The 14,956-nt window shown below is 63.9% G+C and carries 13 protein-coding genes; 9 read left to right on the forward strand and 4 right to left on the reverse strand.

The features are described 5' to 3' along the window. Positions 1–82: 82 nt before the first annotated feature. Positions 83–790, reverse strand: a complete 708-nt coding sequence (hutC, locus tag EBB56_RS04435) for a histidine utilization repressor (RefSeq protein ID WP_108133693.1) — start codon at positions 788–790, stop codon at positions 83–85. A 192-nt stretch (positions 791–982) separates the two neighbouring features. On the opposite strand from hutC, the gene EBB56_RS04440 reads away from it, so the two are divergent. Continuing rightward, entirely contained in the window at positions 983–1,996 is a 1,014-nt protein-coding gene (locus EBB56_RS04440; protein ID WP_108448359.1) for a zinc-binding alcohol dehydrogenase family protein, read from the forward strand. Between the two features lie 221 nt (positions 1,997–2,217). Here EBB56_RS04440 and nspC read toward each other — a convergent pair whose 3' ends face one another. Next, entirely contained in the window at positions 2,218–3,393 is a 1,176-nt protein-coding gene (gene nspC / locus EBB56_RS04445) for a carboxynorspermidine decarboxylase (RefSeq protein ID WP_231498715.1), read from the reverse strand. A gap of 3 nt (positions 3,394–3,396) precedes the next feature. After that, positions 3,397–4,617 (reverse strand): saccharopine dehydrogenase family protein, encoded by a 1,221-nt coding sequence (locus tag EBB56_RS04450; RefSeq protein ID WP_045992530.1) that lies wholly within the window; start codon positions 4,615–4,617, stop codon positions 3,397–3,399. 691 nt (positions 4,618–5,308) lie between these two features. Between EBB56_RS04450 and EBB56_RS04455 the strand changes: the two genes are divergently transcribed. The 8 genes from EBB56_RS04455 (at position 5,309) to EBB56_RS04490 (ending at position 12,509) form a co-directional block, all read left to right on the forward strand. Further along, entirely contained in the window at positions 5,309–6,307 is a 999-nt protein-coding gene (locus EBB56_RS04455; protein ID WP_124803084.1) for a TRAP transporter substrate-binding protein, read from the forward strand. A gap of 62 nt (positions 6,308–6,369) precedes the next feature. Then, positions 6,370–6,882 carry a TRAP transporter small permease gene (locus tag EBB56_RS04460; protein ID WP_124803086.1) on the forward strand — a complete coding sequence of 171 codons (513 nt, stop codon included), beginning with the start codon at positions 6,370–6,372 and terminating at the stop codon, positions 6,880–6,882. 2 nt (positions 6,883–6,884) lie between these two features. Continuing rightward, entirely contained in the window at positions 6,885–8,153 is a 1,269-nt protein-coding gene (locus EBB56_RS04465; protein ID WP_124803088.1) for a TRAP transporter large permease, read from the forward strand. Between the two features lie 20 nt (positions 8,154–8,173). Beyond that, positions 8,174–8,947, forward strand: a complete 774-nt coding sequence (locus EBB56_RS04470) for an SDR family oxidoreductase (protein WP_108133687.1) — start codon at positions 8,174–8,176, stop codon at positions 8,945–8,947. A gap of 16 nt (positions 8,948–8,963) precedes the next feature. Next, a complete protein-coding gene (locus EBB56_RS04475) occupies positions 8,964–9,899 on the forward strand; it encodes a 3-hydroxyacyl-CoA dehydrogenase (protein WP_124803090.1) in 936 nt (311 codons plus the stop codon). Positions 9,900–9,973: 74 nt separating this feature from the next. Next, on the forward strand, positions 9,974–10,906 hold the full coding sequence (locus EBB56_RS04480) for a 3-keto-5-aminohexanoate cleavage protein (protein WP_045992523.1): 933 nt from the start codon (positions 9,974–9,976) through the stop codon (positions 10,904–10,906). Between the two features lie 11 nt (positions 10,907–10,917). Continuing rightward, entirely contained in the window at positions 10,918–11,445 is a 528-nt protein-coding gene (locus EBB56_RS04485) for a gamma carbonic anhydrase family protein (RefSeq protein ID WP_124803092.1), read from the forward strand. A 38-nt stretch (positions 11,446–11,483) separates the two neighbouring features. Next, a complete protein-coding gene (locus tag EBB56_RS04490) occupies positions 11,484–12,509 on the forward strand; it encodes a LacI family DNA-binding transcriptional regulator (protein WP_045992521.1) in 1,026 nt (341 codons plus the stop codon). Between the two features lie 67 nt (positions 12,510–12,576). On the opposite strand, the gene EBB56_RS04495 is transcribed toward EBB56_RS04490, so the two are convergent. Continuing rightward, the gene (locus EBB56_RS04495; RefSeq protein ID WP_124803094.1) at positions 12,577–14,913 is read right to left on the reverse strand and encodes a type I secretion C-terminal target domain-containing protein; all 2,337 of its coding nucleotides are present in this window, start codon (positions 14,911–14,913) and stop codon (positions 12,577–12,579) included. Positions 14,914–14,956: the final 43 nt, after the last annotated feature.

The following is a 14,956-nucleotide window of genomic DNA, read 5'->3' on the forward strand; positions in this document are numbered from 1 at the left end:
AAGCCACAGCCGTCACCACCCTCACAGCAAAGACCTGCGAAGGAAGCCGTCCGAACAGCGGCGGCGATGCGCCAGGGGAACTTCAGGTATTGCGGGAGGCGTTCAGCTTGTAACGCTTGCCGGGATGCAGAAGCTGGGTGTAGCTGATCAACAGCTCCCCGGACCAGGTACGCCGCACCACCAGCAGGCAGGCATCGCTGGGAGACATCTCCAGCAGCGCCGCTTCCTCGTCACTTGGCAGCATCGCCTCGACGCTGTTCTCGACATCGGTGACCGGATAACGCGCCACCAGGATGGCGTTGGGCGTCTGGCGCTCGAAGTCCTGCTGCAGGTAGTCCGGCGCCAGCTTCGGGTTGACGTGGCGCCGCTCGAGCTGGATCGCCACGCCATTTTCCCGATGCACGATCTCGGAGTAGAACACCCGGGTCCCGGTCCTCACCCCCAGAAAGACGGCGACCTCTTCGGATGCGGCCACCTCCTTCAAGGCGATGATCTGGCTTGAGTGCTCGCCGCCTCGCAGGCGGATCTCGTCGGCGATATTACGGATGTCGAACAGCGACGATTCGGACTTGCGCTGACTGACGAAGGTACCGGACCCCACCCGGCGCACCAGCAAGCCCTTCTGTACCAGATCGCGTATGGCCTTGTTGGCGGTCATGCGGCTGACCCCAAACTGGGTAGCCAGCGCATTCTCGGCAGGGATTCGATCACCGGCGACGTAGGCCCCGCTCTCGATCTCGGACAGCAGATATTCCTTTATTCTTGCGTAGCTGGGCCGCGAGCTTGCCATGCAACGTCCTGTGGGCAATGGGAAACGCCAAGTGTAGCCATGTCCCTGACGCCAAGGAAAGCGAAAACCTGTCGCCACCTGAGCCAGCCATTGTCCGGGAATTCCGAATAGTGTGTTTGGCGGCCGCCGGTGTTTCACGACTCCATAGCACGCTAAGGTGTTGCCATTGATGAACACCTAACGGGAGATCCCATGAAAGCTATCGGTTACCACGCCCCCGGCCCCATCGACCGCGACGACGCCCTGGTCGATCTGACCCTCGACACTCCGCAGGCCAGCGGCTTTGACCTGCTGGTCAAGGTCGAGGCGATTTCGGTCAACCCGGTGGACGTCAAGATTCGCCAGGCCCGCGCACCCGAAGAAGGTCAGCCTGCGGTGATCGGCTGGGACGCGGTCGGCGAGGTGGTCGCCGTCGGTGACCAGGCCTCACGCTTCGCCGTGGGCGACCAGGTCTGGTACGCCGGCGATATCTCCCGCCCGGGCACCAACAGCGAGTACCATCTGGTCGACGAGCGCATCGTCGGGCATGCGCCTCGCTCCATCCCCACCGCCCAGGCAGCGGCGCTGCCGCTCACCACCCTGACCGCCTTCGAGATGCTGTTCGATCGCCTGCGGGTGCTTGATCCGGTCCCCGGTGCCGCCCGTGCGGTGCTAGTGATCGGCGGTGCCGGCGGCGTGGGTTCCATCACCATCCAGCTGTTGCGCGCCTTGACCGACCTGCAGATCATCGCCACCGCCTCACGCCCGGAGACCCAGGCCTGGGTGAAGGAACTCGGCGCCCACCATGTGATCGACCACAGCCAGCCGCTGCCCGACCAGGTCGAGGCACTGGGCCTGGGTGCGCCAGCCTTCGTGTTCTCGACCAACTATTCGGAGCACTATGCCCCCCAGGTGGCCGAGTTGATCGCCCCCCAGGGCCGCTTCGGGCTGATCGATGACCCAGAGACGCTGAACATCACCCCGTTCAAGCCCAAGGCGGTGTCGATCCACTGGGAGCTGATGTTTACCCGCGCGCTCTTCACCACCGACGATATCGCCCGACAGGGCGAGATCCTCGACAAGGTGGCGGGGCTGATCGACACGGGGCGGGTTCGCTCCACCGCCACCGACAGCTACGGCACCATCAACGCCGACAACCTCAAGCGCGCCCATGCGCTGATCGAGAGCGGCAAGGCCAAGGGCAAGATCGTGCTCGAAGGTTTTTAAGGCGCAGACGAAAAGACGCCCGCCCCGCTCGGCAGTGCCGAACGGGGCGGGCGTCTTGCGCAGCGAAGACGGTCCGATCGAATCGATACCACGATCAGCGTCAGTCGAGCTCCAGAACCTCGGACTCGAACCTCGGTCTCAATCCTCAGAGCCGAATCAGGCCCTGACCTCGGCCCCGAATCTCAGCCCCCGACCTGGGCTTTGCACCTTCCACTCTGCCGTCAGGACAGGCGTTCGCGGAAGTCCTGATAGCCGAACTCGCGGATCACCCTGAGCTCACCGGTCTCTGAGTTCCACACCGCAATGGCCGGCAGGCGCGTGCCATTGAAGGTGGTGGTCTTGACCATGGTGTAGTGGGACATGTCCTTGAAGATCAGCTTCTGGCCGATCTCAAGCGGCTCGGGGAAGCTGTAGTCGCCGATCACGTCCCCGGCCAGACAGGTCAGCCCGCCCAGTCGATAGGTGTGCGGGTACTCGCCTGGCTCCCCCGCCCCCAGCAGACCAGGGCGGTAGGGCATCTCCAGCACGTCCGGCATATGGCAGGTGGCCGAGGTGTCGAGGATCGCCTGGTTCAGCGCATTGAAGCTCGTGTCCAGCACCGTGGTCACCAGCACCCCGGAACCGATGGCAATCGCCTCGCCGGGCTCCAGATAGACCTGCACCTGGTGACGCTCGGCGAAGTCACGCACGCAGCGGATCAGGTCGTCGCGCTGGTAGTCGGGACGGGTGATATGGTGGCCACCGCCGAAGTTGACCCACTGCATGCGCCCGAGCAGATGGCCGAAGCGCTCTTCCACCGCCGCCAGGGTACGCTCGAGCGGCGGGAAGTCATGCTCGCACAGGGTATGGAAGTGCAGGCCGCTGATGCCGTCGAGGCTCTGCTCGTCGAGCTCGGACAACGGGATACCGAGCCGCGACCCCGGTGCGCAGGGATCATAGATCGGCACATCGCCCTCGGAGTGCTCCGGATTGATACGCAGCCCGAAGCGCAGCCCCGGACGACGCGCCAGCGCCTCGCGCACCAGCGGCTGGGCCCTACGCCACTGGGCCGAGCTGTTGAACACCACATGGTCGGCGATCTTGAGGATCTCGGCCAGATCGGCGTCGCTGTAGGCGGCGCCGAAGACGTGGACCTCACCACCATAGTGCTCACGCCCGAGTTGCGCCTCGTGCAGGCCGCTGGCGCAGGTGCCGCTCAAGTAGCGCGACACCATCGGCGCGAAGTGCCACATGCTGAAAGCCTTGAGCGCCGACAGCACCTTGGCACCGCTGGCCTCGGCGACCTCGGCGAGGATCGCCAGGTTGCGCTCCACCGCCACCTCGTCCACCACGTAGCAGGGTGACGGCAGCGCTTCGGCGTCCAGCCGCGTGATATCCGTGAACTGAAGGATCTCCACGCCTTAGAGGTCCTCGCCCTTCTGCACGTCCAGACGGAACGACGGATCCAGCTCGATGACCTTCCACGGCAGACCGTACTCGTTCATGTCGGCCATGAACGGATCGGGATCGCACTGCTCCATGTTCCACACGCCCGGACGCTTCCAGTGGCCCTCGAGGATCATCTTGGCGCCGATCATCGCCGGCACGCCGGTGGTGTAGGAGATCGCCTGGGACTTCACCTCGGCGTAGCAGTCCTGGTGGTCGCAGATGTTGTACAGGTACATGACCTTTTCCTGGCCATCCTTCTTGCCGCGCACCACGGTGCCGATGCAGGTCTTGCCCTTGGTGCGCGGACCCAGGGTGGAGGGGTCGGGCAGTAGGCTGGCCAGGAACTGGATGGGCACGATCTGCTGGCCGTTATACTCCACCGGCTCGATGCCGGTCATGCCGACATTCTTCAGCACCTCCAGGTGCTTGAGGTAGCTGTCGCCGAAGCTCATCCAGAACTGGGCGCGCTTGAGGCTCGGGAAGTGCTTGGACAGCGACTCCAGCTCCTCGTGGTAGAGGCGGTAGATGTTGTAGTCACCGACCTCTTCGGGGCAGCTGAAACGCGCCATCTTGGACATCGGCGGCGTGGTAACGAACTCGCCATCTTCATAGTGGCGGCAGTCCGCGCTGACCTCCCGGATGTTGATCTCCGGGTTGAAGTTGGTGGCGAAGGGGTAGCCATGATCGCCGCCGTTGACGTCGATGATGTCCAGCTCCTCGATCTCGTCGAAGTAGTGCTTGGCGAGATAGGCGGTGAACATGTTGGTGGCGCCCGGATCGAAGCCGCTGCCGAGCAGCGCGGTCAGGCCGGCCTGCTTGAAGCGATCCTGGTAGGCCCACTGCCACTTGTACTCGAACTTGGCGGTATCCAGCGGCTCGTAGTTGGCGGTGTCGAGGTAGTGCACGCCAGCGGCCAGGCAGGCATCCATGATGCTCAGGTCCTGGTAGGGCAGCGCCACGTTGATGACCAGCTCCGGCTTCTCGGCTTCGAGCAGGGCAGTCAGCTCGGCGACGTTGTCGGCGTCGACCTGGGCTGTGCGAATCGGGCGCGGCAACTGCTCGGCGATGGCCTTGCACTTGGACTCGGTGCGACTGGCCAACAGGATATCGGTAAACACCGATTCAAGCTGCGCACACTTGTGAGCGACGACACTGCCCACACCGCCGGCACCGATGATGATCACTTTTGACATAACAATACGCTCCCGCCTGAGTACAACGACCCGTCAAGATGGATAGGCCCGGTCGAGGTGAGCCGAATCGCGACCCACGAGGCTCGTCCACCCGACGAGCCTCCTACCCTACTACCGGACGGCGCATGCTAACCAGATTTGCCGTTTCACGCCACGGCTTTTCGCCCCTTGCCTGTGCGTCGCCGAGGTGGATGTCAAGGCGTGCCACCGACCTGGCGACAGTGTAGTCAATCACCACCAGATGACAGCTTGATGTGACGCTGTCGAGCGCCTGGTGCGGGCCCATGAACGAGCCGCCCTCACCTCGCGCCAGCTCACTCCACCTCACGCCAGCTCATTCCAGCTCACTCCAGCTCACTCCAGCACACTCCAGCTCACTCCAGCTCGCGCCAGCCCACTCCACTTCAGGCCTCCTGACGTCACTTGCCCCAGCCTCCACCCGACGCTACAAAGCGCGCACGCCACCCATCAATCCACAAAAAAAAGACTACGTAGTCACTAAATTAAACTAAAGTATATTTAATTGATATTCAGCAACTTACTTCACATACATGGATCATGGAATTTTCTATTGTTGAATACGTATGTCGTTTAGATTTACAAGTGTGCACTCCGCAGCGCCACCACCTCGAGCGCCGCCGATTGCCCCTCGCTGCCGGCCAGGGGCTCACAACGACAACAGGAGAGCTCCATGCGCCACTTTCACCCCCTCCCCTTCAGCCTGACCGCCCTGACCGCCGCTGTCGGTCTTAGCCTGTCCGCGACCGCCCTTGCCCAGCAGGAACGCACCATCGACGTCAGCCTGCCGCTGGGACCCGAGTCACAGCAGGGCATCGGTATCCTCAAGTTCGGCGAGGAACTTGAGCGCCTGTCGGATGGCCGTCTGACCATCGAACCTCACTACGACAACGCCCTGGGCGCCGAGCGTGAGGTCATCGAGGGCATGGGGCTCGGCATCATCGACGCCGGCATCGCCTCCACCGGCCCCATGGGCGGTTTCGTCGACGAGTTCCTGCTGTTCGACCTGCCCTACATCTTCGAGGACCACGAGCACGCCTACGGCTTCCTCGACAGCGAACACGGCGAAGAGCTCGCTCAACTCGCCGAAGAGCAGATGAACGTCAAGTTCCTGGCCTGGATGGAAAACGGCTTCCGCCACAACACCAACTCGGTACGCCCGCTCGAGCACCCGAGCGATCTCGACGGCATCAATCACCGCACCCAGGAAAGCCGCGTTCAGGTGGACACCTGGGAAGCGCTGGGCGCCAACGCCACGCCGATGGCCTGGACCGAGGTCTACACCGCGCTGCAGCAGGGGGTCATGGACAGCCAGGAAAACCCGCTGGCCACCATCTACGACGTCAACTTCTACGAGGTCCAGGACTACCTGAACATCACCCAGCACGTCTATTCGCCGGCGCCGCTGATGATGAGCCTGAACCTGTTCAACTCATTCAGCGAAGAAGATCAGCAGATCATCCTCGAAGCCGCGCAGATCGCACTGCCGGTACAGCGCGAAGCCAGCCAGGAGCTGGAGCAGCGCTACAAGGGCGAACTGGCGGAACTCGGCATGACCGTGACCGAGCCGGACCTGGGTCCCTTCCGTGAGGCCGTCCGTCCGGTGATCGACAAGTGGGCACCGACCGTAGGCGAGGACCTGGTCGACGCCGCGATCAACTTCGACCACTAAGCAACAAGGCGCCCGCCGAGCCCATGGCAAGGCGGGCGCCGTCTCTTCCTGCGAGGCATCCCATGCAATCCTTCCTGCAATTCGTCAACGCCGGGATCGGGCACTTCAACCGCTTGATCGGCTGGGGCCTGGCGCTGCTGCTGCTGGTCATGACCGTACTGATCTTCTGGCAAGTCTTCGCCCGATTCGTGGTCGGCAGTCCCTTGTTCCTCTCCGACGAGATCGCGCGCTTTTCGATGCTCTGGCTGACCTTTATCGGTGCCGGCTACGCCTACCGCAAGGGCACCCTGATTTCGGTCGACATCGTGCTGGAGTATTGCGGTGAACGCGTGGGCCGCCTGATGCGCATCCTGGTTGTGCTGTGCTCGGCGGTGTTCGCCTTCGTCATGATCAAGTACGGCTTCGAGCTGGTCGGCCGGGTCTCCAGCCAGACCGCCCCCAGCACCCGTATTTCGATGATGTGGCCTTACCTCGCCATCCCGGCAGGCGGCATCGTGATCATGGTCAATAGCCTCGGCCTGCTGATCGACGAAGCCCTGGGCCAACCGGTCCACCACCATCAGGAGGTGAACTGACCATGGCACTGTTACTGTTCGTCCTGCTGATTTCACTGTTCATTCTTGGCGTCCCCATCGCCTTCTCGCTGGGCTTGGCCTCGGCCATTACCGTCTGGCATGGCGACCTGATGCCGATGCTGATCGTCGCCCAGCAGATGCTGGCCTCGGTCAATTCCTTTCCGTTGATGGCGATCCCGTTCTTCATCCTGGCGGGCTACCTGATGCAGGGTGGCGGCATCTCCAAGCGCCTGGTCGACTTTTCCAACACCCTGGTGGGCAGCATGACCGGCGGCCTGGCCATGGTGGCCATCGTCACGTCGCTGTTCTTCGCGGCGATCTCCGGCTCCGGCGCCGCCACCACCGCCGCGATCGGTGCCATCCTGATTCCGGCCATGCTGTCCAAGGGCTATCCCGGTGGCTACGCCGCCGCCAACCAGGCCGCCTCCGGCGCCCTCGGCGTGATCATCCCGCCCAGCATCCCGCTGATTCTCTACGGCATCGCCGCCAACGTCTCGGTGGGCGACATGTTCATCGCCGGTATTCTGCCGGGCATCCTGGTGACCCTCACCCTGCTGGTATTCGCCTACTTCTTCGCCCGTGCCAATGGGCTTGGCGGCGGAGAAAAAAGCTCGCTCGGCGACGTCTTTCGCGCCGGTAAAAAGGCGATTCTGGCCATCCTGATGCCGTTGATCATCCTCGGTGGCATCTATGGGGGTGTCTTTACGCCCACCGAAGCCGCCGTCATCGCGGTCGCCTACTCCTTCGTCATCGGCACGCTGATCTACCGAGAGATCAAGTTCGCAAGCCTGGTCGGCATCCTCAAGCAATCCGCCGTGACCACCGCGGTGGTGCTCAGCATCATCGGCGCCGCCGGGCTCTATGGGCGCATCCTGCAAAGCCTGCGGGTCCCCGACATGATCTCGGACTTCGTGATCTCGGCCATCGACAGCCCGCTTCTGTTCATCCTGCTGGCGAACCTGTTGCTGCTTCTGGCCGGCATGTTCATCGAGGCCGCCGCCGCCATCCTGATCTTCGTGCCGATCCTGCTGCCGATCGCGGTGAGCTACGGCTTCGACCCGATCCACTTCGGCATCATCATGGTGGTCAACCTGGCCATGGGCATGTTCACCCCGCCGGTCGGGCTCAACCTCTTCGTCGCCTCCCAGATCACCAACATCGGCATCGCTCGTCTGACCTGGGCGGTCATGCCCTTTGTCGCGATCGTGCTCGCCAACCTTCTGATCATCAGCCTGCTGCCGGTGTTGTCCACCTGGCTGCCGTCGCTGTGACCCCACACAAGGAGAACACCATGAACGTCGTTGAAAGCCTCACCCCGCGCCAGGGACTGCGCGTGCTGGTCACCGCCGGCGCCTCCGGCATCGGCCTGGCCATCGCCAAGGCCTTCGTCCAGGCCGGCGCCAGGGTCCACGTCTGCGACATCGACAGCGAGGCCCTGGCCGCCCTGCCAGACGGCATCACCCATACCCGTTGCGACGTCAGCCGCGAGGACGAGGTCGCCCGCCTGTTCGATGACGCCCGCGCACTCGGCGGTCTCGATGTGGTGGTCAACAACGCCGGGATCGCCGGCCCCACTGCGGGCATCGACGAAATCGATCACGCAAGCTGGACCCAGACCATCGACATCAACCTGAACGGCCAGTACCGCGTCGCCCACCGCGCCGCGCCGCTGCTGCGCGAAAGCCAGGGACTGCTGGTCAACCTGGCCTCGGTGGCCGGACGGCTTGGCTTCGCCTACCGCACGCCCTACGCCGCGAGCAAGTGGGCGGTGGTCGGCCTGACCAAGAGCCTGGCCTGCGAGCTCGGCCCGGACGGCGTGCGGGTCAATGCCATCCTCCCGGGTATCGTGCGCGGGCCACGCATCGAGAAGGTGATCGAGGACCGCGCCGCCAAGCGCGGCATCAGCTACGCCGAGATGGAAACGGAGAACCTGTCGAAGATCTCCATGCGTCGCATGGTCGAGCCCACCGATATCGCCGCCATGGCGCTGTTCCTGGCGGCGCCGGGGGGCACCAACATCAGCGGCCAGGCACTCAGCGTCTGCGCCAACGTCGAATCCCTGTGACCACGGAAGCCTCCTTATGACCAGACCCGTAGGTATTCTCGGCGCCGGCCTGATCGGCCGCGCCTGGGCCATCGTGTTCGCCCGAGCCGGCATCGACGTGCGCCTGCATGACGCCGCAGACGAGGCGCTCGAGCGGGCCCGCGACGCCATCGCCACCTCCCTCGACGACCTTCGCCAGGCGGGGCTGATCGAGGACCCGGAGCGGGCGATGTCGCATATCCGCTACGACAGCGACCTGGCATCGGCCATGGCCGGGGTCGGCTACGTGCAGGAGTGCGGGCCGGAAGATGTCGAGACCAAGCGGCGCATCTACAGTGACCTTGAAGCCGTGGTGGCCAAGGACACCGTGCTGGCCAGCTCGACCTCCGGTATCGCCGCTTCGCGCTTCACCGATCACCTCCATCACCCTGACCGTTGCCTGGTGGCCCATCCGGTCAATCCGCCCTACCTGATCCCGCTGGTAGAAGTGGTGCCGGCGCCGGCCACCGGGCAAGCCGCGGTGGCGTCCACCATGGCGCTGATGGAACAGGCCCGGCAGACACCGATCCTGGTCAACAAGGAAGTCCCTGGCTTCGTGCTCAATCGCCTGCAAGGCGCCTTGCTCAACGAGGCGCTGAGACTGTTCGCAGACGGGGTGTGCTCCGCCGAGGATCTGGACAAGACGGTCAAGCACGGGCTGGGCCTGCGCTGGTCGTTCATGGGGCCCTTCGAGACCATCGACCTCAATGCGCCCGATGGCGTGGTCGACTATGGCAACCGCTATGGGCCGCTGTATCGCGACGTCGACCGCGAGCGCGGTGACGACGATCCCTGGCAAACCACGACCCTGGCGGCACTCGACCAGCAGCGCCGTCAACAACTGCCGGCCCAGCGCCTGGGCGAGCGACAGGCCTGGCGCGACCGACGCCTGATGGCGCTGATCGCCCACCAGCAGACGCTGACAAACGATTGACTCGGGCCAACGACGGACCCAGGCCAGCCACTGTCCCACCTTACCCGCCTATCCATCATTCAAGGACCCGACCCATGGCAAAGCAACGCAAGGTCATCATCACCTGCGCGGTCACCGGCGCGATCCACACCCCGTCCATGTCGCCGCACCTGCCGGTCACCCCGGAAGAGATCGCCGAGGCAGGCATCGCCGCCGCCGAGGCCGGCGCCTCGATTCTGCACCTGCATGCGCGTGATCCCGACAACGGCAAGCCGACCCAGGACCCGGCCATGTTCGAGCGCTTCCTGCCCCGCATCAAGGACGCCTGCGACGCGGTCATCAACCTCACCACCGGTGGCAGTCCGCACATGACGGTGGAGGAGCGCATGCGCCCGGCCATGGAGTTCAAGCCCGAGCTTGCCTCCATGAACATGGGCTCGATCAACTTCGGGCTGTTCCCGATGCTCGACCGCTACGCGTCGCTTGAGCACCAGTGGGAGCGTGAGCACCTGGAGAACAGTCGCGACCTGGTGTTCAAGAACACCTTCGCCGACATCGAGAAGGCGATGACCCTGGGCGCCGAGAACGGTACCCGTTTCGAGTGCGAGTGCTACGACATCGGACACCTCTATTCCCTGCGCAACCTGCTCGACCGCGGCGTCATCGGCGGCCGCGTGTTCGTCCAGAGCGTGTTCGGCATCCTCGGTGGCATCGGTCCTCACCCGGAGGACGTGATCCACATGCGGCGCACCGCGGACCGGCTGTTCGGCGACGCCTACGAGTGGTCGGTGCTGGGCGCCGGCAGCAGCCAGATGCGCATCGCCGCCCAGGCCGCCGCCATGGGAGGACACGTGCGGGTCGGGCTCGAGGATTCGCTGTGGCTGGGCCCGGGCAAGCTGGCCGAGACCAACGCAAGCCAGGTCGCCAAGGTGCGCGAGATCCTCGAGGGTCTGTCGTTTGAGGTGGCGACACCGGACGAAGCGCGTCAGATGCTGGGACTCAAGGGCGCCGACCAAGTCGGCTTCTAGGGAGACGGGCAATGACCCTGTATCGACTCGGGGGCGAGGCCCCCGATATCGCCGCCAGCGCGCTGGTGTTCGACGAGGCCACGCTGATCGGCGACGTACGCCTGGGTGAGCGCGTCAGCGTGTGGCCCGGGGCCGTGCTTCGTGGCGACAATGCGCCTATCGTGGTGGGAGACGACAGCAACCTGCAGGACGGCTGTGTGGTTCACTCGGACCCCGGCTATCCGGTTACCATGGGACGCCAGGTCACGGTCGGTCACCTGGCCATGCTGCACGGCTGCCGCATCGGCGATGACGTGCTGGTGGGAATGAATGCCACGGTACTCAACGGTGCCGACATCGGTGATCGATGTATCATCGGCGCCGGCGCGCTCGTCACCTCGGGCAAGCGCTTTCCCCCTGGCTCGTTGATCGTCGGCAGTCCAGCCAAGGTGGTCAGAGAACTGACCGAGGACGAGATACAGTCGGTGCGCGACAATGCCAGCGTCTACACCGACAAGATCGCCGCCTATGCGTCTCTGGAGCCTGTCGAGCCGGCGTGATCGCCGGCCATTTCTGCCACCCGACACGACATGACTCGATGAAAAAGAAATCCGTCACCTCACACGATGTCGCCCGTCTTGCCGGGGTCTCGCAGTCTGCCGTCAGCCGGACCTTTTCGCCGGATGCCAAGGTGTCGGACAAGACCCGCAAGAAGGTCATGGAAGCAGCGCGGCAACTGGGCTATCGGCCCAACACCATCGCCCGCTCTCTGATCACGCGATCGAGTCGCACCATCGCGGTGGTCGTCTACAGCCTCGAGAATCCCTTCTACAGCTATATGCTGGAAAAGGCGTCCCGCTTCTTCAAGCAGCAGGGTTACCACCTGCTGCTGTTCTCGGCGTCCAGCAGCGACGGCTTCGATGACGTGCTCGACGACATCCTGAGAAGCCAGGTCGAAGGCATCCTGATGCTGGCGATTACCCTCAATGACGACCAGGCGGCTCTGGTCTGCGACTACGGCATTCCGGTGGTAATCATCAACCGTACGGTCGACTACGCGGGCATCAGCCAGGTCGCCTGTGACAACTTCCAGGGCGGCTACTGGGCGGGCCGCCACCTGGTCTCGCTGGGCCATCGCCGCATCGCCTACCTGTCTGGCCTGGTCGATTCCTCCACCGACATCCAGCGTCGCGCTGGCTTTGTCGAGGGCCTGGCCTCCATGGGGGCAGCCCTTCACGACAGCGGCATCGGCCACTACCAATACACCAGCGCCTGCCAGGCCACCCGTCTGCTGTTCGCCAGCACCACCCCACCCGACGCCCTGTTTGCCGCCAACGACCTGATGGCCATCGCCGCCATGGAAGTCATCCAGAGCGAGTTCTGCCTCAAGGTGCCCGAGGACGTCTCGGTCATCGGTTTCGACGACGTGCCCATGGCCGCCTGGCCGAGCCACTCGCTGACGACCCTGCAGCAGCCGGTACAGACCATGATCATGCGAGCCACCGAGTTGCTGCTGGCCCAGATCGACCAGCCGGACACCCCACCACAGCAGATCACCCTGCCGGTCACGCCGATGCTGCGCGGCAGCGTCAGGCGCCCTTCAGGCGACGTCAACGACACCTAGTGAAGCGACGAGCCTATCGCCATCCGCCGACGCATGCGTGAGCATGCGCCGGCGGATGGGCCAGCGCCTATTCCACCTCGAGCTGTCCATGGTCGATCAATCGATCGAGGAAGGCGTCGCTGGATGCTCCGCCCATGCGCACGCCGGCCAGGACGATAAACTGATCGGCGCCGGCGCCGTGTGCGCCGATACCACCATCGGACTTGACCGCGATGACGGTATCGTCCCCCTCCTGACTGGCGTGCAGGAAGTCCGACACCTGGTGGTCACGGGCGTCATCGAGCAGATCAGACAGATCGAGCCGGTCTGCCTCGGGGTTGCGGGCGGTGTTGCCCAGGGTGAAGTCCTTGATCTCGTCTTCTGCAGGCCTGCGCACACTGCCCGCATCCCCCGCCTCGTAGCCAAAGGTGTCGGCGCCAAAGCCGCCCCACATCACGTCGCCACCGCGACCGCCGATCAGCACGTCGTCACCACCACCGCCGATCAGCACATCGCGCCCCCCTTGCCCAAGCAGGGTGTCGTTGCCGCCATCGACACGGTCTGTATCCATCAGCTCCCGGTAGTGGTCCTGGATATAGGCAATGATCTCTGCGTCGCTCGCCTCGGCGCCATTGCCATGGTGAACCGACCACTTGAGGTACTCGGTCAGCCCTTCGTAGCCGAGGCCGTCGTGGCTGCCGGCGGCAAAGCTCTCGTGGGTATCGCCGTCTCTCCAGCGAAGGTGGTCGGAGTTGACGGTGTCGCCAAACAGAATATCGGCCTTCACCCCGCCGGCAAGCACATCGTCACCGAGCACCTCGAGCGGTGCGTCGGGGCCACCCTGCGCCAGCGCGGCGTTCAGTACCTCCTGGGTGTTGACGATGACCGACTCACCGGCGGGTGACGTCCACTCGGTGCCGTCCTGCAGGGTGATGGTGCGAGTCCCCTGGGTCTCGGTATTGTCGAAGATGTCCAGATAGTCCTTGCGCAGCAGACCCGCAGGATCCGGCTCCCCCGCTACCTCTTCACCGATACCGAAGGTATGCACCTCGGACAGCCGACCGAGTTGAAGGAACTGTTGATACGCCTTGTGGACAGGGGTAAAGGCCCCCGCCACATCGCTCTCCACGATGTGTCCACCCTCCCGGTAGGCGGTTGGGAGACCATCGGTCAGGAACAGGGTCAGCGACCTGTCACCTTCATCTTCCTTTGCGACATGGTATTTTCTGGCGGCGGAGAGGGCTGCCTGATAGTTGGTGGAGCCCTGGGCCGCCGCACCGTTGACGTAAGCGATAAGGCCAGCCACGTTATGTTCGTTCAGACCATCGACCGCTCTGGGTGAATGCGCCTTGTCGTCAAAACGCACCACTTGTACGTCCACATTTCCGTCGTGACCCGCCAGACGTGTGAGCAACAGATTGACGTTCTGCTGCAATAGCTGGAGCCGAGTCAGACCATCGGTGCCGGACGGCTGGCGCATGCTGCCGGACTCGTCGATCAGGATCGAGATATTGTAGTCGACACCTGACGCAATCAATCCCTGCTTGCCGCCCAGGTCGCCGATCAGGACGTCATCACCCGGGCCGGTCGACCCATGATTGTCCCCATTGTCACCGACATAGAGTTCACCATCTTCCCGGCCCGCCATCACATCGACCGTCAGTGACGCCGAGGTGATATCACCGTCGCCATCGGTGCCGTTGTAGTCGATCACTGCGTCACCGGCGAAGCCCTGGTGCGGGACGAAGGTCAGGGTGCTGTCGGGGTTGATGGTGACGCTGCCGACGCCAGCACCACCCTGAACGCTGGCCCTGATGACATCGCCCGGGCCATCGGCACCATGCTCATCGTTGGCCAGCACATCCACACGCACCGGCGTGCCGCTGGCGGTAGTGGCACTGTCGTCATGGGCGATTCCGCTGTCGTCATCGATGATGATCTGCACAGCTCCGTCAGCGCCGTCGCCGTCCCCATCCGTGACGGTGTAGCCCACCGTGAACTTGATATCGTCTTCAAACGTACCGCTGCGGTGGTCCAGCGGACCTTCGACAAACAACTTGTAATAGGCCGTTTCAGGGCCATGCAGTATCCAGATAACGCGGTCACCGTTGTCGTCGAAACCTTCCAGCGAACGACCGTTGCCACTGAGCTGCCAATTGATCGGGACGCCGCCGGAGGTCAGTGCCGGCAGCCCGGCGGTGTGCCAGGTGAAGGAGCTCACGCCGTCGTTACCGACGTCATAGTTCAAACGAGCGGCGGTAAAGCTCTGGAAAGTCAAGGCGTCCCCTACGCCACCTCGAATGCCGCCGGGCAGGCCCTCTTCGTCAACCACCGACCTGATCAGACCGGCGGTCGGGGTATGGTCGTGTGGACTGTCGATCGAGGTGTAGGTGCTCGCATTGTCTGTTTCGGAATCGGTATTCATGACAGTCTCCTGTCCTTTAGTGGGTCGAAATTCGTGTATGACT

Source organism: Halomonas sp. YLB-10 (genome assembly GCF_003856855.1).
Taxonomy (GTDB): domain Bacteria; phylum Pseudomonadota; class Gammaproteobacteria; order Pseudomonadales; family Halomonadaceae; genus Halomonas; species Halomonas litopenaei.